This window comes from Photobacterium minamisatsumaniensis, assembly GCF_050336695.1.
Taxonomy (GTDB): domain Bacteria; phylum Pseudomonadota; class Gammaproteobacteria; order Enterobacterales; family Vibrionaceae; genus Photobacterium; species Photobacterium minamisatsumaniensis.
In genome coordinates this window covers 35138-59589 of the sequence record NZ_JAKJSI010000021.1, presented here as the reverse complement: position 1 = coordinate 59589, position 24452 = coordinate 35138, and the positions used below count along the sequence as shown (strand labels likewise).

Here is a 24452-nt window from a genome sequence, read left to right as displayed (position 1 = left end):
CCAGAGTCCCCTACAAGTCGAAACCGATGAATTAAAAAAGGTCTAACCATTGGTTAGACCTTTTCATTTTCAGCCGAAAAGTAAACTTAGAAGCTGTAATCTAGATTAACGCCCCAGTTACGGCCGGGTTGAGTACGGCGATCAATACCTTCCGTTGATGCGGTTGCACCGTCAAGATCTTGGTACTGCCAGTACTTCTCATCAAAGGCATTAAACAAGCCTGCACGTAGTGTCAGATCATTCATTGGACGGTAATATGCGGTCAAATCAACAACGGTGTAGCTTGGTGCATCAACATTGGCGTCTTCACCAGCTTCAGGTGCTTCCCAATCACTGCCTGATTTAGAGGCAACCATTGTAACGGTTACAGCACTACCCCAGTTTTCACTTGGTGCGTCATAACCAAGGCCTACAACGGTTGTGAATGGTGCAATCGTATTCAGAGTTTCACCCGTTTCTTTATCTTCACCATCTAGGTAGGCTAAAGACAAGCGTGCGTATGTGCCCATCGGTGCGCTAAATGCTTCATCTAACCACAAGTTACCTTTGAACTCAGAACCATAGATTCGTGCTTTATCAATGTTCTCATTGGTCGTGACTTCTACACTGCCATCCATTGTTGTCTGGCTTTTAATGAAGTTCTTGTAGTCATTATAAAATGCTGACAGTTCAAGGTTACCGAAACGGTTAGCCGCTCTCACACCCACTTCGTATGACTGACTTTCTTCCGGTTTAAGATCAGGGTTTGCCTCAATACGATAACCAAACATCGTATTATCTTTGTCGTAATACATTTCATGAATGGTCGGTGAACGGAAGCCCTCGCTGTACTGAGCATACGTACTTAGGTTATTTGTCCAATGATATACCGCGCCCAAGCGTGACGTTAATGCATCGCTATTATGCTCTTCTAGGCCTGACGAACTGTCTGGTGTCGCGGTAAAGTCATCGTAACGAAGGCCTGCGGTAACGACCATTTGATCATCCATGAAGAACATCTGATCTTGTACAAATACAGCGCGCTTTTCAGATTCAGAGTTCGGCACTTCTTGGCTGCCAGGGGTACTTGATCCATCGTCTAGGTTATAATCGGTGTAACTTAGGCTAAATTTATCGTTTGCCGCTGAAACACCGTAAGTGAATTCGTGTCGGCTTGTAGCCAGCTCAATCATTTTCTGCATTTGTAGATCAAACTGCAGACTTTCATCTTTACCTGAACGGAAGCGGTTACGATTTCCTTTTGCTTGAGTGTGATCAAAGCTATTGTGCTCAGCATCGCTTTCTGTCCAGTTCACGCTCCAATCGAGTGTGTCAAACATAACAAGATCAGCTAACCATTCATGCTCAAAGCCAATGCGATAACGCTGATCTTCATCTTCACCACGTACATTGGTATAAATGTAACCCGGCATACCACCATCACGACCTTCACCAGATAAAATTTTACCATTGGCTGATCGAGTGAAGAATTCGCCAGTGACACCTACACGATGTTCATTGTTAATCTGATAAAAAGCTTTTGCTAATACATTATGAGATTCAATGCTGTAAGGGTCAGCTTGGCCACGGTCTGGACCTGTTATATCAGCGCCATCACCATGAGTTTCAGTTTCGTTCCCATCTCGATAGGTATAGATAACCATTGTTTCAAGATCGCCAGTTCTATTTGCAACCTCAACCGTCGCTTTATACTCATCGCTCGCACTGGCATAACCAGTTTTCAAACCGACATGCGTATCATCACCACCATCAAGTAAATCTTCAGGATTCTTGGTACGCATCAGCACTGTACCACCAAGCGCATCACTGCCGTATAAGGTTGATGATGGGCCTTTGTTGACCTCAATTGCCGTTAGGGTATCAACTTCAATCGTATTGGAGTTTTTACGCATTGCTTCAGCACCAGGGTTGTATGATGATGGTTGCTCGACGCCATCCACCATCACTTTTACACGGCTACCGCTCATACCACGTACTGTAAAGTCCTCCATCCCAAACCGACCTTGACCATTAACCTGTACACCTGGCTCATATTTCAGCGCCTGCTTCAAATCCGTTGCTAAATTCTGTTCGATATCATCACTAGTAACTTTAGAAACACTGGAAGGCACATTTTTAATGCTTTGCTCGGAGCGAGTCCCCGAAACAACAACTTCATCAAAAATAGAAACATCTTCTTGGGCATGAAGAGAAGGTGAAAGTGCTATCACCACAGAACTGGCAATCAAAGTAAGCTTGTAACTCATAATCCCTGCTTAAAAATATTGTTATCAACAAATCAGTAGCTGGGATTATTACAAATACAAACGATAATTACTATCATTATCAATGTGATTAAGATCGAATTTTTCTTTTCTTCCAGAAAATGGGCTATAGCAAGAGCTATAATTTCTGCTATTACGGCTTTAAATTTGATGCACCCCGGATATGAGGAAAATAAAAGAAACCATGTAATATAATGACTACCGTTACTCAGTTTTAACCTGAATTGCTTAAAATATAAGTCGTTGAATGAATATCATGGGATTTAAGCTTGCCGACTCCACGGATCGTTGTTAATATCCGCGCTCGTTTTTACGACATTGAGTAAGGTCGCATTACTCAGTGAACTTAATATTTAAAGAGTATTTAATATGTCTATGAAATTTGAAGCAGTTGTACGTACTGACCTAGGTAAAGGTGCGAGCCGCCGTCTACGTCACGCAGAAAAATTCCCAGCTATCATCTACGGTGGCGAAGCTGCTCCTGTTGCTATCGAGATTCTACACAGCGATATCATCAACCAAATGGACAAGCCTGAGTTCTACGAAGGCATCATCCTAGTGATCGATGGTCAAGAAGTTGCTGTTAAGCCACAAGATATCCAACGTCACGCATTCAAGCCAAAAGTTGAGCACATGGACTTCAAACGCGTTTAATCGCATTTGATACCATACTCAATTTAAAAGCGCCTTAGGGCGCTTTTTTTATGTCTGCACTCTACACTTCCAACCATAATACCTGCGACTAGAACAGCTCCTGTTGACCAGAGTCTTCCCGTTTATCACTCTCGTGTAACAACTGATTTTTCGCCCGTAAAATACGTAAATAACGTTGATGGCATAGCCTAACCACATTACGCTTCTGCTCATTAGTGAATTGCTGCCAATGGAAACGCTCATCCCGGCTGCGAAAACACCCTTTACAGTAACCACGATTATTCGCTTGGCATATACCCACACAAGGACTAGGAATCGTGAAGAAATCAAGTTGCTCCATAGACTACCTCTCCCCCATAAAATCATTTACAGCAAACGATACTCCTTCTTTGATCATAATCRTTTATCATGCTTAAACCAAATCGGTTACATTAAAATAACGAATTACTATGCAAGTAACTTGCAAGTCCAACAAATATTCTGGTAATCTTTGTGAGGTTATCAGGATCGATAACCGCTCATTTTAACGGTAGGCTACTTCACTACTGTGCTTTTAGGAGGGAACCATGGATTTTTTTGTACCATCGGCATCTAGCCCAAGTCAGGCTGAATCAGTATTCAGTTCTATTGCAAATCATGTTGATGCGCCTACGCAAGCTCAGCGCATCTTCAAATTAGAATGGCAACATGAAGGTCAAGCCTGTACCTGTGAAATCGGTCAGCCGCTTCCGGCAATTTTCCGTACCGATGAAACTGTATTAGCGATTTTTGACTGCGGTGACTTATATAAAATTTGTACACCAAATAGAGGGGCTATTAAATTCGATCCAATTCATGCCTCTAAAACATCAGTGAATAGCGTCGAGTATTTCGGCTAATATCAACAACCTCGTTGATATCGTCATAAAAACCCGCTTAATGCGGGTTTTTATATTTAGTCAGCGTTCAATTTACAAGGTTACAAACAGTCGCGCTACACCGTTACCCCAGCTTCAGAGAAACTCGCCATATTGTTGTAAAACTCAACAGCAGCTCTTAACATCGGTACTGCTAATAATGCTGCCACCTTCATTGGCAATCCCGTGGTCACCAGCAAAAACCAGTACTGTGGACTTTTCAATCAAAATATCCTGTACAGCATGAGCTTCATCCTGACTTTGGATTAATACCAACTGATATGCAACGGTTTCCAATTGCCCCAGAGTGCCTATAGGCTTAGTTTTTTTGGTTGATTCGATGTTGTATCTCTTCACTGTGGCACGTATCAAGTATCTGCTATTTCCTTAAGACCTAAAGTAAATAGGATTATAATTACGGCCTTTTTTTACAACTTTTACCGAGAAGCCGTCTCGACTAAATGAAGATAGAAAATCGCCTAGATGAACACGATTCTCTTTAGGGGACTGGTATGTAACGGTAACCCTCCCCCTATATGCTTTAACACTCGTCCCCCTATCAAATTGTCGAGAAAATTGTTCTGCGAAAGAATCTCCCCCATTAATTTCATCAGCTAACGAACAAGCTATCAACCTAATTTTTCTAATTTTTGTTAGGCCTTTAGGAATTAAATATCTCTCATTAAGAAAGTTGAAAAATGACTCGGGTGTAAAGTTGCTTTTAATAACGTCTCCATGCCCCACAATGTTTACTCTTGTTTGCAATGCAGTCTTATCCGTGAAGAAAAAAACGTTTTTATAGAATAAACCCCTTGTCTGATCAAATCCGAGAGAGTGCTCTGAGACACGTTTAAAGCTCCTGCTAGATGCATGCAACGATCTTCCACTCCTTATACCAAGCCCAAACGATGCCAACCCAATCGCAGCGCCAATGCCAGCTGAGATCCCCGCACTTCTAGCGGCCTCTTTATTGGACATACCGCTGGCTTTGTTGATTCCATAGTTAATACCAAAATCAGCAGCCCCCGAAACCACAGCATCCGCTATGGCTAKTCCCACCTKRGTACTGGTTTTAGCCCCTACTGCTGCAGCCCCAAAACCACCACTAATAAAGCCAAGTGCAGCACCAATACCCACCTGTTTCCAGTCAAAGCTATCACCAGTAATTGCTGTTTGAATGMCTTCCGCTACTGCGGAAATCGTAGCCCCTACGACCGCCCCAACAATGGCACCCACCAATAGGCTCAGAAGTGCAAAGTGCCCACKCGGATCACGCAGATTTAYCGGGTCCCCTAAGCAGTATGCATAAGCATTAATCCCCCCTTTCCCGAAAGGACTCATGTTGTCAGCAGCATGAAAACGCATTAGGCGGGGGTTATACATCCGATAGCCATTACCTAGCATATAATTCCCTGTCGCAGGGKCCTTCCGCTCCCCGTTAAACCCGATAGGGCTTACTATTAACGGACTCGATARTGCGGCTGATGARMGTCCAGCAGCTTCCGACAGGTTAACTAAGGGATTTGCAATAGCCGTTGTACCCAGAGTCATTTTAATAAACCGACGGCGGTGGGTATTTTGTGGAATTAATGGTTTCATATAAACATTCTTCCGATTCAATTATTAACAAACTCAGACCATTTATTTTTCTTCACCATAAGGGGTGTACTGACGTTGAAGATAATCCCCCCCCCCATCAAGTTCACCAACAATACTGCCTTTGCTATCCGGTATTAAATATTGATAAGTCTCTTCTCCCACCAAATTAAGGGTGCGTGTTTGAGTCACGCCAGCACCACCTGGGGAGTAATAACTGCTATGAACGCCATTACACAATTCATTTGCTACCCTGTTACCTTGATAATACAAATATATAAGGCTATTTTCCTGAGTGTAAGAAGTGATACGCCCAGCAGCATCATAGTAGTAATGGGATAGAAATTGCCCCGCACCAGAAGACACTCTACTCATTTGATTTAAAGCATCATATTGATAAGTAAGACCCCTATCGTCACGCAGCAAATTTCCCGCTGCATCATACTCTAGTACTGCATTACTGATATATCTTGGGTGAGTATTAGTAATTTCCTTAAGCTGTACAGGGTTATCGTTGGCATACATGAACCGAGCTGTATTGGTAGACCCATCCGAGAAAACACTCCCTACCTCGGTAATATTACCTAAAATATCAAATCTATAATTTTGAGTGACTATCGTGTGACCAAACTCATCCTGAGGGGCATTATTACCAAGACACTGGTAACTCACGAGACGATAAAATTCATCGTACACCATACTCTCCGTTGTAATATCACCACTTTTTTCTTTATATACACGTTCACTCAACTGCAGGCTATTATTATAGATTTGAGTCAGTGTAAATTGTTCACTTCCATTAATATCAACACGACGATGAGTTTCTAGCCCAACTGCATTAAACGACAATCGAATCGAAATCGTATCAGTGCCGTTGGTGGTTTCATAATACTCTGGCCGACTATAGGTATCATAGCTGATAGTCGTAACGTTCAGCCCCGAAATCACACTGAGTAACCGACCATAACTGTCATAATCACAGGTTGTCAACTTGTTGAAAAAATCCGTTTGGCTCAGTAATCGCCCCCCAAGAGAAACAGTATAAGTTGCAGTGCGCTCAGTGCCATCATTAAGTAAAATCGTTTCCGTTTTAACTTGACCTAAACGATTATACTGTAATGTTTGTTTACTCTTTTGGTTGAGAGCCTCTAAAAGAAGGCCTGTGGTATTATCGTATTTATATGTGCTTGAAAGCTCTGGGGCATTGTCCACTGCCAAGGATATAGGGTTTTGTAAATTTGCATGGTAACTAAACTGTAATGTATCACCGTTCGGTGTTTGCTTGGATGCTGGCTGTAACGAACTACCTTCATAACTGATTTGCTCTGTAGCTGCCCCTGATGTAGTCGATCGCAAACGCGACAAGCCATCATACTGCCGTTGGCCAAGAGGAATGCCATTAACTGCCGTGTGGGTGACTATTTCTTCAAGGGAAAACTCAGCATATTGAAATGACAGTGAGACCGGCTGACCGTCAACCACCCTATCTACATTGATAAGACGATCATTGTCATCATAGGCATTCGTGGTTATGTTACCTTCAGTATCGGTAGTACGAATTAGGTTATAGTAACCATCATATTCATACTGACTTGTTGCTAGCGGTGCACCACTGCTATCTTCCGTAACTTTTGATACTACCAGCCCTGATAGGTTATACATTGCCTTTTCTTTTAACAACCCTGGAATTTCAAATGTCGAGGTCAAAGTTGCTAAGTCCTGTTCAATATATTCAATCCGACCATCTGGATGCCTCACGGTTTTCACTTCACCATAAAAGTCATACTCCAACAGCATTGTTAAGGAAATAGATTTATTGTCCGCTAACCAATCTGTTTCTATTTGACTAACCAAAAGCCCAAATGCATCATAATAATACTGACCGACGACTTTCATTGCTCCATCAGCATCACTGTGCTGTACTTCAATCACCTTACCCGCATTATTAAATTTCTGACGTATCTTGTTACCTAACGCATCTGTCCATATTACGCTGTTATTACCCTTACCAATCGTATAATCATATTGAAAAATGACTTCAGACGGCGTATTAGGAGCCAGTACCTCTGATGATTTTCGCCCCAAACTATCATAGTTCAGCACTGTCTCAATACCTTCTGGGCTCACAGTGCCAATTGTTTGCCCGTGCACATAAGACATTGTTTCACTAGATACTCGCATTAAGCCATCAAAGCTTGATAAACTGAGAGTTGTTTGTAAACCATCAATATTGAAGGCATAAGAATAGCTGAGCATTTCTTGGTAACCATTTACAATGGTTAATGAAGTATGGATCCTTCCATATTCATACGCAGCATCCTTGCTGGTGTAATAGCTCAAGGATACTTGATGGTCAGAATAAGTTTGTGTGCTGACTAAAACAAAGTACTCATTACTCGTGTTGAGTTTATCCAATACTATATAAGTCATATCAACATGGCGCTCAAGCTCACCGTTTTCGGTGCTTGCTGGTCGGAATGTTTCTTGTTTTAGAAAAGAAATCATACCATCCGGTGCTGGCGGGCAATCTTCACCTTCACCGGCAATAGGATAAAAAACACGTACCGTTTCGGTCCCATCGGCCTGACATACGTAGGTTTGGTTACCGTAGTCGTCATAGTCATACTTCAAGATCTGGGTTTGTTGATTACTGTTATGGTAAAAAGTGGTTCTTTGTTCTTTGACAAATGAATAACAAGACGGCTGGTATTCAATCCCAACATTTAAATTAGCAAAATATACGTAGTCTTCCCGTTGATATAAGACATCGTCATGCCGATATTCAACCAAATCTGTCAGGTGGTATTTATTGTACCATCGGGTGATGGATATCGAATTATTAATGGTTTCTACACTAGAATAGCGATAGTCTTTTTCAGACTTAAATAAAGTATCTTCACCAGCAGCCCAAATGCGGTCACTAGCGAACCCTAAATAGTTTCTATCTGAATATTCATAAGTAACATTTTGGTGAGGCTGATTTTCTCCGGCAACAACCTGATAGCTGGTAATACGGGGAACATAGGTCAAAGGGGCACCATCTGGCATCGTATGACCAAAATCAGCATAGGTAATGGTTTCGGTGCGCCCTGTATCATGGTCGACACTTTCAATTAGATCGTAGCCTGAGTGCTCAGAAAATCGATAGAAAATAGTAGTATAGGTGCTTTGTCCAGATAAAGCGATGGACCCAAGCCGTTTATAGGGCCCATTCGCCGACTTGTGACATTCGAACCCATGGGAAAATTGTCCATTAACACGGTGCTCAACAACTGTCTTCCACTCATCGCTCCACCAATCAATTGTAAACTCGCGTCCTGCTTCATCATAAATACGCCAAAGTACCTGCTCACTTTTGAATAAACCATAATCAAAATAAATGGCTAAACCTTGAGAAGAAACAACCGACTGCAAGGTACCGTATTCATAATCAATAATATCATGGCGGCCATCTTTATATACCACTTGAATTTGATTTGTTGCATCAAGATAAAACACCCTCAAATCTTTTAATTTTCGGTAGGGAATATCATATTCCTCTCTAGCTGAGTTCCACTCGATTWCAAAGCTTTGCCCTGTTGATAGGGAAAGCCAATTCGTTGATTTGTTAAATCGACTTAAGCTGAGCCCCCACCCTCGTCCAAAACCCATATCAAAAGAGCTGGACGCATTGTAATTTAATAATAAAGAAAACGCAGTTCCAGATGTTTTATGAGATAAAAACTCACCTAGACTCATTGAAAATGAATATGTTCCAGTCCTCGGGTCGACCCCCGAAGAAATAAAATCCGGAAAATTATAGGCATTACTTACAATATCAGACATTACATTCCCCAATAGATATTATTACATATCCACAATTTATATTTTTTTAAAAAAATAGAACATGTTAGAAAACACAACATATTTAATAAAATTACAACGATAAATATCATAATAATTAGGATTTTAAACGTAAATATTAATAATAACCTTAGCAATAATTATTACCACATATCGTGTCCTTCACTGTCATATGAAAATACAACATTATTTTGAGGGCCAGAAGCATAGCATAAGATGCAAAAAATACCATGGATAGCAGATACCAGTTTAATATTTTCATTTTTAATTCCTTCTCTATTTATTTTAAAAAATCTAAGTGAAGTTCTGATTAAAGCAAAATCCACCAACAAACATTAATACCAACCAAGGCGCATATGCACTTTATTTGTCAATGTTTAATGAATAATTTAGGACCAACTCTCACTATATAAAAGGGAAAGAATTTTATTACTTGCACACGGCATATAAAGAGTTTCTAACCCAAGGTCAACAGCACAGCTTCTAATTCACGACCTTCACTCTAGATAGAAGAGCAGCAGCAATGCATAAATTTGCGGCCAGATGCTATTGCCAGTCAAAAGAGAAGTACTACAGCTAATTTTAACTCCAAGGTGTAAACGTGCTTACTATGCTTCGAGGTTATCTTCCTTGAAACGTTCATTGATAAGTGTCTAAATATGAATTTATCTTAAGGCAGAACACAACTTGATAAGCGGCCGAAAAGGCCGCTTATCAATAAACAGACCTTAGAAAAGATCAATCTGCGGCGCGGTGATCTCATCAAAATGTTTACCGATGAACGGCAGTATTCCATCAGCAACAGGCTTTAGTTGCTTATCTACATAGTGGTCGTAATCAATAAGGCTCTGCTGCGCTTCAACCGGCTCTGGACCATTAATAGTGATAACGTATTCAATCCAACCACCATTTTGATATTGCATAGGACGACCAAGCTTTTTGTTCATTTCATCAGCCATGCGTGCTGCGCGTACGTGTGGAGGGACATTTTTTTGATACTCAGAAAGATTACGGCGTAACCTTTTCCGGTAAATCAATTTACTGTCGTATTGACCAGCTCGGGTCTCTTCAACGTATCGCCTTACGTACTCCTCTACGACTTCGTCATGAAACACGCGATGGTACAGTGCTTGCTGAAAGTCTTGTGATAGTTTTGTCCAATCGGTTCTAACCGTTTCTAACCCTTTATAGACAATTCTTTCTTCATTATCCTGCTTCACTAATCCGGCATACCGTTTCTTGCTGCCAGTTTCTTGGCCACGTATCGTTGGCATCAAGAACTTGTGATAATGGGTTTCATATTCAAGTTCAAGGGCCGAAGCAATGTTATATTCCTGCTTCAGATGGTCATGCCACCATTGATTAATGTGGTCCACCAGCATCAGACCTATCTCATCAGCTTGCTCTGATGAATGACTGCTATTTAGAGAAACAAACGTTGAATCGGTATCCCCATAAATCACCTCGTAACCTTTTGCTTCAATCAGTTCACGGGTCGTTTTCATAATTTCATGCCCGCGCATGGTAATCGATGAAGCAAGCCGGTGATCAAAGAAACGGCAACCCGATGAACCTAATACGCCATAGAACGAGTTCATGATGATTTTGATTGCCTGTGAAAACGCTTTCTCACCCTCTTTTTTCGCCTGATCGCGCGCCGCCCATAAGTTTTCAATCATGTTTGGAAGGAAGTGTTTTTCACGATGAAAGCGTCCACCTCTGAAACCTGCAATCGCCTTTTCTACTTCCCGACCCTCTTCTAGTAGCAGGCCTTCAACCAGTCCTAACGGGTCAATACGAAATGTTCTAATGATTGATGGATAGAGCGACTTAAAGTCCAACACTAATACCGACTGGTAAAGTCCAGGTTTAGAATCCATTACATAGCCACCGGGGCTTGCAATCCAATTCTCGCTATCAAGGCTTGGGGCAACATAACCCGCACGATGCAGCTGGGGCAGGTACAAATTAGTAAAAGCCGCGACCGAGCCACCCACCCTGTCGATTTCAACTCCGGTTAGACAACTCCGTTCAATAGCAAAATCGAGTAAGTGGGTATGTTCAAAAATACGGGTGACTAATTTACAGTCTTGAAGGTTATATTTGGCCAGTGAAAGCTTATCGTGGCGGAACATGTGATTAATTTCAGCCATACGATCATGAACATTATGTATATCTTTCCCTTCCCCCAATAACTCTTGTGACACTGACTCCAGTGACCAAGAACGAAAGTTATACGTTGCGGTCTTTAGCGTATCAATACCATCAAGTACCACACGGCCGGGAATACTTATAAAACCTTGGTTAGGATTTTGATGAGATTTACGCCAGTGTGGTGGTTGTTTTCCACGCCCTATACGTAAACTAAGCGCATTCCATTCCGCGCGTTTAAGCAGTAAGTGAAAATCAAAGTCGATGACATTCCAGCCGATGACAATGTCCGGATCATACTGAATGAACCAACGTTCTAGCGCAAGTAGCAATGATTTTTCATCTTCTACCCATTCAATCCAATCAGCTGGGTCATCGTAGCCGTCAGCGCAACCAATCATTATGACTCGGCTATCGGCATCACTATGAAGGCCTACGGAATATAAGATGCCTTTTTCAGAACACTCAATATCTAATGAAACAATGGATAAAGTCGGCTTATAGTCAGCCGACTTAGCTTTAACTTGCGAGTATTCTAAGTAACCTGCACGCTGATGGGGCTGGCCTGAAAACGCTATGCCCCCCCGAATAAACCGCTCCATCAAATAGCGGTCTGCTAAACGAATGTCAGATTCAAATGCTTCAACCCCAGCCTTTGCCAATATTTGTGGTAGCTGCATGCTGTCTCTTATTGACGAGCAATAGCATGCGGCCATATCTTGGTACTGAAAGTTTTTTAATGCCAAAGGCTTACAATTAACGCTAAGTCCAGCTTTATGCATTTCTTGCTGTGCAAGCACTAAGTCTTGCTGGCGAATAAAGCAAACAGGTTTATCACCCTTTACAACAAGCCGCGCCGGACCCGTTTCTGTCTTTACCCAAAGAATAACTTCCGTTGTTCCTCGGGTATCACGGCTTTGACGTGTTAACACAAAACCATTGGATTGAGTTTGCAATGAAACCTCATTTGTTTATGTATAGCGGTTTTAATCCACGAATTTTCAGCAGGCCTAATTACCCTATTTTTCGCTCAATTTTGTCGAACTCATTCACAATCCAGCCGCCAAACTCATTAATCATAAATAATGCGGCTTTTTTGGGGACTTGCTGACCAGAGCACAAAATAAACAGCCGTTCAATCTCTGTTTCTTTCTCAGGGTAGTATTTAAGAAACGTCTTCGCTGCGTCGTCCAGCGATAGTGCTAATTTTTTTTCTCGATGGAGTACGAGTGAGAAACAACTCCAAATCATTTTCATTGCAATAGCTTGGCAGTAGCCAATATAACTTGCGAGCACTTTCGTCGTCATAATTTTCTGCCGGTACCCCTTAAGCTGCTCTGCAATATCACCATTTAACGATTTTGCGATATCCCAACTGGGCTCAAAACAACCGAAGCGACTTGATAAATCGTCACCATAGAGGCAAAAGCTGCTGTGCTTAAGCCAAACCCCCCAAGTAAATACGGACGAAATAGAAAGCACATCTTCAAGCAAAACAACACGTAGCGATAGTTGCGTAAACACTTTCTGCTGATTTGCAAAGTGGTATTTTATCGTACTTAACAAAGCATCTTGGGCTGGACTTAATGCTCGATTGAGTACCATCGTTAAATTCAAATCAGAATATCCAGCCGTTGCAGTACGGCGAGCCACACTCCCAGACAAGTAGATGCTATGGAGTGCAGTCCCAAAACTGGATGATAGCTGAGTAACGGCTTCAACAACGATAGAGTGACATTGAGTCTGGAGTGGTGATTGGCTATCAAGTGTGGGTAACGCAGTCGGCACGGTATTTCCTTTGCAGCTTTATAATAACAAGGTAATTATAAACGGAATAATCACTAAAATATTCTACTCATAGTCATCCAAGCTGAAAATGTTGGCTTTCTTTCCCGTATGGCTTTCACTTTACACCCACGCAACAGAGAACGGTACATAGCCCACCCCTTTCATTTGTTCCCCTTCTTCTCAATCGTTATACTGTGGCTTCACTCAACCTGAGATAGATGTAATTCATGGAAACACCAAACCTGATTTCTTACGATGATGCGATTGATGCGGCTTACGATATTTTTCTAGAAATGGCGTCAGATAATCTCGAATCTGCAGATGTATTGTTATTTACCCTGCAATTTGATGAACGCGGTGCTGCTGAACTTGTCGAGACAAAAGACGACTGGGCTGAGCATGTCGGCTTTGACGTTGATAAAGAAGTTTATGCCGAAGTTCGTGTTGGTCTGGTAAACGAAGAAAATGACGAACTTGATGATGTGTTTGCTCGTTTACTGGTTAGCCGAGATCCTGAACATAAATTCTGCCATATTCTTTGGAAGCGTGATTAAGGCAATTCGGGTTTAAGCGATCCAAGTTACTTCAAGATACCGAAACGGTATATTGATGTAACTTGGGTATATTTGTCGTAATTAATGTTGGCTTGCTTGCACGATCAACTCATCAATCAATGCCACCACTTCTGAACTGGCTTTTTCCATAGCTTCTGTCGCGGCCAGCAAAGCATGACTATCGCCCTGCTTCTTCGCATTCAGCGCCATTTGTCCCATTTCATGCACTAAACGGTGTGGCTCATCCATTTTAACAAATGCTGGGAAGTGACGATAAGACTCATTGCCTTCGCCTTCAAAATACCACTGACCTAGCCGGCACTCTTTATGAGTATTCAAGATACCTATTTCATTATTCGCTATTCGGGTATAAACATTATTTTTCCATACCGCGTGATCTAATTTAACGGTTTCCAAAAATGCTCTTACTGCCGACTGTCCAATAACTTTTTGCATTTTATGGCTAGAATCAAGTACTTCCTCAATGACAGTGCGCATTTGTAGATTACTTGCTGATACATCTTCAACGCTGATAAGGCTTTCATTATTTGCCGACTTTATTTGTGATGTCATGTCTATAACATCATTAACAAGTCCATCAATATTCGTACTCGCTTCTGCACTGGTTGACGCTAAACTACGCACTTCATCGGCAACGACGGCAAAACCACGTCCGGACTCACCGGCTCGTGCAGCTTCAATGGCGGCATTTAATGCCAACAGGTTTGTCTGTTCAGAAATATTTCTAATTACATTGATAAACTCATGAATCCCAGATGCCGATTCATCAAGCCGGCCAATTAGGTTATGATTTTTCTCCGTTTGATCAGCGATCATATGGCTTCGCTCATCGAGTTTTGAAATTGCATCACGGGTTTGTGTAAATACACTCGTTAAGGCAGATAACTGCTGATCTTCACTATTCAGGTTTTCAGCACTATTAACTAGGCTTTCACGAATATCATTCAATAAGCGAAATCCGCTTTGCTGGTGATGAGACAGTGTTGAAAAAATCATTAAATCAGTATTGAGCCTTTCACTCTCTCTGCGTGATTCAACGAGCTCATCCTTAAGTTCTTCTATTTGTATTTGTAGGTGCTGTAACCCTTGCTTATGATCCGTTTGAAGTTTATCCATTATTTTTTGATGCTGTTTTTTGAGTATTAACATCGGTTGATTATTATCCTAATTATTCTATGGGTACAGAGGTGTAGCTCAGTAATCATATGATAATTAAAGATAAACCAATATGATTTGAAACATGAGAGGTGCAACTTTATGCACTATAAACTGTAACGATGTATATCTAAGTAATTATTCAAGACCAGAATATTAACCTCAGCATTTTTAGCTTTATAAACATTCGCTGTGGACTAAACACAAAAAAGGCGAAGTACTGTATGTTTCTCGATTACGAGTAAAAACATACGTACTTCGCCTTTTCTTTTTCTTCAATAATAGTATCTATACCAGTACGGGCGCATCGTCTTGTTGATTGCTGCGATAAACCAAAAACAAGCTGAATACAACGAGTATTGCCATCACGGTCATTACTGCGCCAAGGCTATATTGGTCTTCAGCACGCATCAGGGAGGCCGCGAGTGTTGCTATACCGGCACCTAAATTCTGTAAGCCGCCAAGCACTGCGCCTGCTGTTCCAGCATGTTGTGGAAAGGGTTGAATCGCTGCAGTCGTTGCTGCTGGAAACAAAATACCCGCCCCAATAAAATACACGAACGCACCACCAATCAGTGAATTCACTGTCACTAATCCAGCCATACCTGGAATCAAGATTGATACTGCACCAACAATAATCGCCAGCATACCCAAGATCATGACTCGGAAGTTACCCATTTGCTTAGCTAAGGTCGCAGATAACCAAGCACCCGCTAAATAGCCCGGAAGCGGTAATACAAACAACCAACTCACCGTTTTAGGATCCAGTTTTAACACACTGCCTAATAACACCCCAGCTGCAGCTTCAAACACTGCAATACCAGAGAATGTTGCCATCATACATAAAACATACGCTTGAAAGCGACGATTGCTGATTACGTAACGGTAGCTGACCCAAACTCGCTCATTACGGCGTTTTTCGACAGGTAACGTTTCAGTAAACATAAACATCATGGCGACAGTAACAATCGAACCAAAAACAAGTAAGAACACATAACTCGCTTGCCAATTAAACTCAGCAGATAAGTATCCGCCTAATACTGGCGCAAGCAATGGTGAGAAAATAACCCCCATACTTACAAAGCTGTTCGCTCGGTGTAATTCATTGCCGTTATAGCAATCACGGGTAACCGTTCGGCACATTGCCCCGCTACAACCGGTACCTAAGCCCTGAACAAAGCTGGCTAGCAAAAATAACTCAAAGCTTGGCGCAAGTAATGCGCCTAACGCACCGACAAGAAAGATCACCATACCAATGATGATAACTGGGCGTCGGCCAATACGATCCGACAAAGGGCCATAAACGAACTGTGAAAGACCGTAAGGGATCAAATATACAGCCATCACGGCTTGCAAATATGCAGACTTAACCGAGAAGTATTCCGACATTGCCGGAATGGATGGCACATACATGGTTTGTGTCATTTGACCGACAGCAGCCAGAATGATTATTAAAAATAAGAGCTTTGCTAAATTAGCAGAAGACGATTGCTGTTCCACAGCGAAATCCTCATCACAGAATAATATAAAGATAAAAGAGGTATTTATTAAAAACACCACCTAAAGACAGGATAAAAACCCATAATATTAGCTTTGTTGAAAGATAAACCCACATTGATTGATTTACATGGTAACAAGCACTATTTGGGTGGAGGGATAGTAAAGCTGAATAGGCATTTGAGCAAGAAGTTAAAGCGTAATTAAGCACGATAGTTTATTATGATTTGCATTAGAAAATATAATGCGAGTATATCCTATATAGGGATAGCCAAAAGCGTGTAACGAGCTGAATAATATGCACACTTAAAAAAGCACTTACATTATCATGAACGTTATTACTAAAGGCTCAGGTATTCTGGCTAAAACATTATTATGATTTAGCGGCAAGTCTCGCCTCTATTGCATCTATGCAGAGTCGCACTAGTAATGGCATCGATGATTGAAAGGCGTGGATAGCGTAGACATTTGTTGGCATTAAATAAGCCCCGTCAACAACAGAAGTAAGCTTCCCCTCCTGCGCCAGCGGCTCAAAGAGAAACTCCGGTACAATTCCAATACCTGCCCCTGACTCTATTAATGCCAATGCTGTCGGTAAAGAATCTGCAAACCGGGTTGGATGCAGCACTACTGTTAAGCCATCTTTGTGGGATGAATGAAAAAGCTGGTGAACAACGTACTTTCCCTGCCATACATTCGCAACGTAGTCTACTTGCTGTAAGTCCTCAGCGATAGCGCTGGAATAATGAAGTGCTGTATTATTCCGTCTCATGTAATCATGCGAAGCGCATAACACATCGCGAAATTCGCCTAACCTGCGTTGCTTATAACTGCTCGATGGTGACTCTCCCACCCTGATTGCAAAATCGATACTGTGTTCGATGAGATCTAACCGACCGTCATCAGCAATTAAATGTGGAATAATCGCTGGGTACACAGAGACCAACTCCCCAATCGCAGGCGCCACAATGCTACTCATCAGTGCGTGAGGGGCTGTAATCGTTACCGTGCCCGTCGGTGTTAACTGGCTTTCTTTTGCGACTTCCCATGCATCTTGCGCGAGCTGATTCATTTGCTGACATTTCTCATAGAACGCGACCCCAGCTGGCGTTAAGGTTTGCCGCCGAGTAGTTCTCACCAATAGAATAATGCCTAACTCATTCTCGAGTGTTTTAAGGTGCTGGCTAACTACCGATTTAGATAAACTCAATGCATCTGCAGCAGCACTTATCGAGCCTTTCTCTACCACTTTTGCAAATACAGCCATATGACGTAAGTAATTCATTTCGATTGTTCGATTTAACTAAACAGTAATTACATATTACTTCATATTTCTCTACCAATTTATCTTTTATGCTTATACACAAACTCATGCGACTCGCCAACACTTAATAAAAGGATAACAACATGGACAACACGATGAATACGCAAGTACCTGAAGCGTTTATGGCAGGTATAACTCGCTGGCAAAATGCATTTAACCAACAAGATGCAAAAGGATGCGCTGAGCAGTATCAAGCCGATACCATTATGCATGCCCGTCCATTTGGTACATTTACAGGACGAAATGAAATTCAAGCATTCTGGCAAAACATTATCGATTCAGGCTACAACAATGTTCAGTACCAGAATACAACGTGGGAAAAGAAAAATGATAAGTGCTACATACTCCGTTCACAGTGGACAATGAACAAAGCGTTTGGTGTTGTACATGAAGAGCATTGGGGTTTCTGTCGCAAATAGCAAATTTGGACGTTTTTTCATTTTTTAACCATCTGTATTCAATTGATTTTAAATTTGGATTTTGGCTAAAAACTCTATTTGCGACAAAACCCCTTTTTCTAACGAATTAAGTTTACTGCCAGAACCTTCACTTCAACAAAGGGCCATTGTATCTTTTCCTGAAAAGGGATGAATCAACGTATTTGATACACGACCCTGAAAGCTTACCACGACTTATTTTGGGAACTAATCCCATATCCTATGTTTTTTTTAAATAGATATCTAATAATGTTTTATTATGACTTTTGGTAAGTAAGTTGTATTTTTTATAAAATGGAGARATTATTTAATATGAAGAGGGCTAAGAGGTTTAGTTTTTACTTATATGGGCTTTTATTCCCACTTATGTCAGATGCGGTAGTCATAAATGAAGATATTTTTGAACAGAATGGTGGGGATATAAATAACATAAAACAAAGTATAAAATTTAATAATGAAAAGTTAAGAGATAAAAGTTATGAAGAAGATTATTTATCTGTTGGTAGATTATATCCTATAGGGTGTAGTGCAACATGGTTGGGTAGCGATGATTTAGGGTGGACGTATATATTAACAGCAGCTCACTGCGTAGAATATAACAGTGAAGTCACATCCGTGAATAATGCAAAATTTATATCGTGGGATGGTAGGGAAATCGCCAAAGGTAGTGGTGTTATATTTGTACCAAGTGAACGAATAAACCGACCAGACGGCTTTGGTGGAGCATCTACAGATATATCTATAGTAAAAATACCTACAAATGATATATTAACTGATAAAAATGGACAACTGGTCTCTCCTCCTATTATTAATGATAAATTTAATGAATTAAATAAAAAAGTGGAATTTGTAGGGTATGGGATTTGGGGAGTAGGGCTAAATTCTTCATCCGATTATAACCCATATGAAGGTGATCGAAGGCTCTACGGGGAAAGTGTTATTACTAACATTATAGAAAATAATCATGGTATAGTGGCCAAATATGAACCTAAAGGAGAAAGCAATTATTGGGCAAGAGTTTCTTCAGGTGATAGCGGTTCTGCATGGTGGCAAGTCGTTAAAGAGTTAAAAGTTATCGTTGCAACTACAAATGGTGGCAACGATCTTAAATCAACAGGCGCTCGAACTTCAAAATATTCCCATTGGATTAAAAATATTTATGAAGATGTAAAGTTATTGAGTGAAGTTGAAAATAACAATGATATTAGTTCATTGGCATCAGCAGGTGCAGATATGATATACCCCCTAGAAAAGGGATCTTCATATTACTTAGATGGTACCTTGTCTAAAGGAGATGCTTTGACATATATATGGAAAATAAAATCTGTTAAAGGTGCACCTGAAGAAGCTATAAATTTGAAACAATCAAAAACCGCTACGCCAGAATTAAAGATTAAGAATAACTATGAAGTTAACGATGATGTTGTAGTTAAAGTAAAACTCACGATTAAAAATGCTAATGGTGAAAAAGATAGCGATGTAGTAAAAATCACGTTAAAAAAAGATAATGTTAATACTCCACCAATAGCCAGAGCAAAATCATCTTTAAGCCAAGTCACTTATGGTGACAGCTTTGAGTTGAAAGGCGCTAAATCGGTCGATGCGGATGGTGACAGCTTAAATTATGAGTGGTCACAAATCTCTGGTGAGAGTGTTGTACTTTCTAATACAGGCCAAGCTAACATACTTGTTAATACACGTTCGCTTACTAACAAGGATCAAGTGTTAACATTTGAGTTAACTGTGAGCGATGGCGTGGCTGAGTCAACTGACACTGTATCAGTTTCAGTAGAGCCTAATGACGAGAGTTCTATAGATAATGGTGGGAGCACCGAGGGAAATAATAGTGATTATACTTACCCTGATGGTATTGGTAAGTATATACCAAGTCAAACAGTAGTGCTTAGTCGTGATGGCAATACATATCAGTGCCGTCCACTTCCAGAAGGGAACTGGTGTAATATTAATTCACCGCTTTATTATGAACCAGGATATGGGCTGGCATGGCAAGATGCTTGGGAAAAACAACAAATCTGATTGTCGCAAATATTAATTAAAGAGCATCAATGCAGGTCACCAGATATAATTAGTCTGTGAGTAAATAAAATTGTTCGCAGGCTGTTTCTCCCGTTAGATTAACTTGACGCGTTTAAGGTGGTTGTGTCGCAAACTGAAATACTGCGTTATGATTTTCTTCAGAATTCATCCACTTAAACATTATGACAATCAACTTTTCCGGCCGCCACTTTCCTTCCGATATCATCCTTCAGGTGGTTCGCTATTACCCTGCTTATAAACGGTTCTGTAAAGTGATTTCGGAAGGAGGCTACAGACTTGAATGAATGTATCCGGTCAGATCGTAAGCTTTCGGTTTAGTTCCATCTATTTACTCAACAAAGCCCACTACAGACAGACCCCACTATAAAAAAATTTTATCTGGATTATATTTATAGTATTGATACCAAGAAAAACCAATTTCTATCGGGGGAGCGCTTCTAATATAAAAAATTGAACTAGAATCAGCCCTATTTGGAGGGAAGGCCTGAAAACTCGATATTGCATATGTGTTATAATAATGAGCCTCAATATCAACTCCAACATTTAAATAATTTTGCGCTATAAGCCTATTGCCCATGGTTGGGTTATTCCCAAAATTACTTAAATGTTTCTCAACCTCATCCATCTCGCTTAAATACATTCCACGCTGCGATTTGGCATTTAGTAATCTGTTACCTTGTATTAAACTTTCAAAGTGTGTATTAGTATTAAACATATTCTTCAGCGACCTTTCATCCAACATACCTAAAATCATCAATTGAGTTTCCTGAGGCATATTTGTAATATTAGACATTAGTAGTGAATTATTTGCCATCCACCTCCCAGCCTCTGCTGCTCCTCTCCCACTCATGCCACTCTGCATCATATTTTTAATATTATTGTTTGATAAAAACTTTCCTGCTTTCCCAACACCTTGTCCCACCCCAAATGTTGCCAGCCCAACCACAGCACCAATCCCAGCAGTAATGCCCGCACTTCTAGCTGCCTCCTTGTTGGACTTACCACTGCCTTTATTTATGCCATAATTAATCCCAAAATCAGCCACTCCAGAGACCACTGCATCTGCCACGGCTAACCCAACTTTGACGCTTGTTTTCGCCCCTACCGCTGCTGCCCCAAAGCCACCGCTAAGAAAACCTAATGCAGCCCCAATACCAATTTGTTTTGCATCAAACTTCGTGCCTGTCACAGCCGCTCGAATGCCTTCAGCGGCTGCAGACACCGCGGCACCAGCGACAGCACCGACAATAGCGCCAATAATCAGGCTCATGATAGCAAAGTGACCACTAGGGTCGCTTTTATTAATAGGGTCTCCTAGACAGTAGGCATAGCTGTTGATGCCCCCTTTACCAAAAGGGCTCATATTGTCTGCGGCATTAAAACGCATAATTCTAGGGTTATACATGCGGTATCCATTACCTAAATGGTACCCGCCTGTAACTGGGTCTTTACGTTGACCATTAAAACCGAGTGGATTTGAAGCAATGGGGCTATTAGTTAAAGGTGTTGGTGAACGTAATAGTGGTGAACTTGCTATGGTTGGAGCCATACCAGCAAAGGCAGATCCTGCAGCAACCATTGAAGATTGTCTCATAAAACGACGTCTAGAAGCGCCTGCAACCTGATTGCCATATGCATTCTTTTTTTTCATGTGACTTACCCTTTAAATACAATCAGTGATAACAATGGAACGAAAGTGTACGTTTATAGGGGTCCAGTGGAAGGCCCATCGAAAATGACGAGCGTGAGTTCAATCTATGACTTGAGTTCTGACGGAATAGGGGGAGGGTCACTCCAAAAATGTTGTTTTACATGTTCCTCCAGTATCTGGGCCATGGCCTCCACATCAATTTTTCCATTGTTTTTCCTGAAGCTATACCGACCGGTAAACAACATATGTGTCCAGGCTATCGGCGAAATCCTAGCAAACTCATCAATGACTTGTTAGTCAACATTATTAGCCTTCATTTTTGTATACACTTAATCAAGAATCATGCTGTTATAAGCAATGATACAGTTGGCGACTAACCTGGCGGCGTGAGCGCTTACACGATTTTCGACGACTCGCTTTCCCTGAAAAATACCGCTATAGGTTTTCCTGATATTGCTTTGGAGCTGATGATAAGCCTCAGTGCGGTTTCTTGGAACATGTTCAATTAGCACTCAGATTTGGATTGGAGAACCGAATTTAAGTCAGGAGCGACCCAATTTTGATATTAACTAAGTCGCTATTATTCAGGTAAGGAAATATTGAGATTCCTTACCTTCAAGGCTTACAAAATCAAAGTATTGATTAGCATGAAGCGCAATCAAAACTAAAATAATTTTTCGTGCTATAACTTACTCATCTACATCCACGAAATGCCATCGATCATGCCGCACGGGAGTGTGGCTATCATCATAAATATATTCAACTTTAATTTTAGAGGTAGTTCCATAGATATCTATGATTTCAATGGTCTCATTATAATTTTCTATCATCGTTCGCTCCAAAGATGGCCCATCAAAATTTCTAGTCTGTCCATTTACATCCCAATAGCCATGGCAAACATAATGATAAAAAGGAGGGGTTGTAGTGACAGGTTCACTTTTACATAAGTCTTTATCGACTAGCATTTTATCGTTCTTAACTTGATACTCTGCAATTGTTGCAATAGAATAATCCTCATCGAGATCCATGTGCTTTTTTCTTAAAATCCAACCATTTCCATCGATATACTCAAGATATTCCATGCTTGGTTTGAGTAAAAAAACCGACGAATAATCAACAGTACTTCCTTTTATGTAGCGTTGTATCATTGGCCCTTCATTAGCATTTTGGTATCCGGTATTTAAAGTAAATACACTATCGTCCATATGATTTGACTCCCTTAAATGTTTTATTTCATGTATCTGGTCTACATTTACATTTGCTCTGGGAACCATCGATGAGAAAATCATCTTCAAATGATCAACGTCATAAACAGACTCAACAACGATATCAAAATCATGTAATTTATAATGTGTAGCGGGGACTGCTTCTAAAGTCACATACTCATTTATTGTTCCATTTGGTGTGCATGTGTCTTTTTTAACACCGCTAAACGTTTCAATCTCCACACAAATATCATAAATATTAGGGTTTTGTGCACTTACATAAAGTTGAACAACTTGAGCTCCTTCAGATGAATAAACCCCTTTTTTCACCTTAGTACTACCAATATCATTTAAGTACTCATTATCGTCATATGACATACTCCAACCCAATTCTTCAATAGGTTCTTTTGTGTGTCTTTTCCTTAGTGTCAAAGACTTATGATTTACCCCTCCAGCTTCATTAGGATCTAACTCATAAGTTACAATTACTCTGTTTTTCATAACATTATTAGCGTAGAACACGGCTCCTCCATCTTGAAGTATCTCAAGAGACCTGACTGCTGAACCAGGAGGTGCGGCTAACACATAAAAAGGAAATAAAAAAAGCATATACAAGGTCAGTTTTAAATACTTTATTTTCATAAATAGCCCCAAATTTGATAATATTTAATTAATGTAAATATATAAACTAAATTTTAATGTTATCTTGATACTCCACCATATGAAACGAACACTTTATTCTCTATGTTTAACTCAAGAGCTTAATAAAAACACCGTAAAGTGAATAAAACTCTAAACACTTTTGACCACAAATATTCGACTATAGCCACTCTTCATCGCTAACCTTCTAAAGTAATTTGATCTTAAGTAAAAAAATAATCAACAATTTTTAAATCTTAAAATTACAACATAGTTCCAGTATAGATTTGTACTAAATTTTATTTTTAGGACTRGGACTCAAAATTTAAATATGCATCAAAATGATTAATTTCTGCCGCAAAGTTTGCGCACATTCGGCTATAAGGTCTGTTGCAAAGTTGACTATAGAGATGTTTATCAATATTTCGCTCCCTAAACAGTAAATATTTCTGGTTCTGTCGCAAACATTAATTAAAGGGGGGCCTTGTTGGTCAATTCAGTACTACGAGCGCAGTAATCCCAAGGCGTCTTCCGTTTTACTCAGCTAGCTGACGAGCAGGCATACCTAGTCTACTCATTTTGTTCAACGCACACACTCCCGCCATGATCTCACCCACTTGGGTTCTGTCGCAAATAGCAAATTTGGACGTTTTTTCATTTTTTAACCATCTGTATTCAATTGTTTTTAAATTTGGATTTTAGCTAAAAACTCTATTTGC

The 24452-nt window shown here is 40.6% G+C and carries 18 protein-coding genes and 3 pseudogenes; 6 read left to right on the top strand and 15 right to left on the bottom strand.

Translation table 11 applies throughout. The features are described 5' to 3' along the window. Positions 1-86: 86 nt before the first annotated feature. Positions 87-2246, bottom strand: coding sequence for a TonB-dependent hemoglobin/transferrin/lactoferrin family receptor (locus L4D78_RS11690; protein WP_428467083.1), 2160 nt, complete (start codon positions 2244-2246; stop codon positions 87-89). Between the two features lie 393 nt (positions 2247-2639). Between L4D78_RS11690 and rplY the strand changes: the two genes are divergently transcribed. Then, on the top strand, positions 2640-2918 hold the full coding sequence (rplY, locus tag L4D78_RS11685) for a 50S ribosomal protein L25 (protein ID WP_428459344.1): 279 nt from the start codon (positions 2640-2642) through the stop codon (positions 2916-2918). Positions 2919-3006: 88 nt separating this feature from the next. Here the strand turns inward: rplY and L4D78_RS11680 are convergent, their stop codons facing one another. Next, entirely contained in the window at positions 3007-3258 is a 252-nt protein-coding gene (locus tag L4D78_RS11680) for a DUF1289 domain-containing protein (RefSeq protein ID WP_428467082.1), read from the bottom strand. 226 nt (positions 3259-3484) lie between these two features. On the opposite strand from L4D78_RS11680, the gene L4D78_RS11675 reads away from it, so the two are divergent. Beyond that, the gene (locus L4D78_RS11675) at positions 3485-3796 is read left to right on the top strand and encodes a hypothetical protein (protein ID WP_428467081.1); all 312 of its coding nucleotides are present in this window, start codon (positions 3485-3487) and stop codon (positions 3794-3796) included. A gap of 95 nt (positions 3797-3891) precedes the next feature. Here L4D78_RS11675 and L4D78_RS11670 read toward each other — a convergent pair whose 3' ends face one another. The 6 genes and pseudogenes from L4D78_RS11670 to L4D78_RS11645 all read right to left on the bottom strand — a co-directional run bounded on the left by L4D78_RS11670 (position 3892) and on the right by L4D78_RS11645 (position 13192). Further along, positions 3892-3960, bottom strand: coding sequence for a hypothetical protein (locus tag L4D78_RS11670; protein WP_428467151.1), 69 nt, complete (start codon positions 3958-3960; stop codon positions 3892-3894). Positions 3961-3964: 4 nt separating this feature from the next. Continuing rightward, positions 3965-4190: pseudogene (locus L4D78_RS11665) on the bottom strand (nicotinate-nucleotide--dimethylbenzimidazole phosphoribosyltransferase); the annotation flags it as partial. A gap of 11 nt (positions 4191-4201) precedes the next feature. After that, on the bottom strand, positions 4202-5413 hold the full coding sequence (locus L4D78_RS11660) for an RHS repeat-associated core domain-containing protein (protein ID WP_428467080.1): 1212 nt from the start codon (positions 5411-5413) through the stop codon (positions 4202-4204). Between the two features lie 42 nt (positions 5414-5455). Further along, a complete protein-coding gene (locus tag L4D78_RS11655; protein WP_428467079.1) occupies positions 5456-9235 on the bottom strand; it encodes an RHS repeat domain-containing protein in 3780 nt (1259 codons plus the stop codon). Positions 9236-9981: 746 nt separating this feature from the next. After that, positions 9982-12360 (bottom strand): DNA polymerase II, encoded by a 2379-nt coding sequence (locus L4D78_RS11650; RefSeq protein ID WP_428467078.1) that lies wholly within the window; start codon positions 12358-12360, stop codon positions 9982-9984. Between the two features lie 58 nt (positions 12361-12418). Beyond that, complete coding sequence (locus L4D78_RS11645) at positions 12419-13192, bottom strand: nucleotidyltransferase domain-containing protein (protein ID WP_428467077.1); 774 nt, start codon at positions 13190-13192, stop codon at positions 12419-12421. Positions 13193-13419: 227 nt separating this feature from the next. On the opposite strand from L4D78_RS11645, the gene L4D78_RS11640 reads away from it, so the two are divergent. Continuing rightward, entirely contained in the window at positions 13420-13746 is a 327-nt protein-coding gene (locus tag L4D78_RS11640; RefSeq protein ID WP_428467076.1) for an HI1450 family dsDNA-mimic protein, read from the top strand. 81 nt (positions 13747-13827) lie between these two features. Here the strand turns inward: L4D78_RS11640 and L4D78_RS11635 are convergent, their stop codons facing one another. From L4D78_RS11635 to L4D78_RS11620, 4 genes and pseudogenes are all read right to left on the bottom strand, one after another. Next, positions 13828-14202: a CZB domain-containing protein gene (locus L4D78_RS11635; protein WP_428467150.1), complete on the bottom strand. Its 375-nt coding sequence runs from the start codon at positions 14200-14202 to the stop codon at positions 13828-13830. 48 nt (positions 14203-14250) lie between these two features. Next, positions 14251-14583 (bottom strand): annotated as a pseudogene (locus tag L4D78_RS11630) (methyl-accepting chemotaxis protein); the annotation flags it as partial. A 627-nt stretch (positions 14584-15210) separates the two neighbouring features. Then, on the bottom strand, positions 15211-16422 hold the full coding sequence (gene emrD, locus L4D78_RS11625) for a multidrug efflux MFS transporter EmrD (RefSeq protein ID WP_428467075.1): 1212 nt from the start codon (positions 16420-16422) through the stop codon (positions 15211-15213). 370 nt (positions 16423-16792) lie between these two features. Then, complete coding sequence (locus L4D78_RS11620; RefSeq protein ID WP_428467074.1) at positions 16793-17704, bottom strand: LysR family transcriptional regulator; 912 nt, start codon at positions 17702-17704, stop codon at positions 16793-16795. A 134-nt stretch (positions 17705-17838) separates the two neighbouring features. On the opposite strand from L4D78_RS11620, the gene L4D78_RS11615 reads away from it, so the two are divergent. The 3 genes and pseudogenes from L4D78_RS11615 to L4D78_RS11605 form a co-directional block, all read left to right on the top strand. Next, on the top strand, positions 17839-18162 hold the full coding sequence (locus L4D78_RS11615; RefSeq protein ID WP_428467149.1) for a nuclear transport factor 2 family protein: 324 nt from the start codon (positions 17839-17841) through the stop codon (positions 18160-18162). A 330-nt stretch (positions 18163-18492) separates the two neighbouring features. Beyond that, positions 18493-20217, top strand: coding sequence for a PKD domain-containing protein (locus tag L4D78_RS11610; RefSeq protein ID WP_428467073.1), 1725 nt, complete (start codon positions 18493-18495; stop codon positions 20215-20217). A gap of 182 nt (positions 20218-20399) precedes the next feature. Further along, a pseudogene (locus tag L4D78_RS11605) lies at positions 20400-20501 on the top strand (IS6 family transposase); the annotation flags it as partial. 98 nt (positions 20502-20599) lie between these two features. Here the strand turns inward: L4D78_RS11605 and L4D78_RS11600 are convergent. The 3 genes from L4D78_RS11600 to L4D78_RS11590 all read right to left on the bottom strand — a co-directional run bounded on the left by L4D78_RS11600 (position 20600) and on the right by L4D78_RS11590 (position 23736). Beyond that, on the bottom strand, positions 20600-21889 hold the full coding sequence (locus tag L4D78_RS11600) for an RHS repeat-associated core domain-containing protein (RefSeq protein ID WP_428467072.1): 1290 nt from the start codon (positions 21887-21889) through the stop codon (positions 20600-20602). Positions 21890-22218: 329 nt separating this feature from the next. Continuing rightward, on the bottom strand, positions 22219-22401 hold the full coding sequence (locus L4D78_RS11595) for a Tn3 family transposase (protein ID WP_428467071.1): 183 nt from the start codon (positions 22399-22401) through the stop codon (positions 22219-22221). Positions 22402-22578: 177 nt separating this feature from the next. Further along, complete coding sequence (locus tag L4D78_RS11590; protein ID WP_428467070.1) at positions 22579-23736, bottom strand: hypothetical protein; 1158 nt, start codon at positions 23734-23736, stop codon at positions 22579-22581. Between the last annotated feature and the right edge of the window lie 716 nt (positions 23737-24452).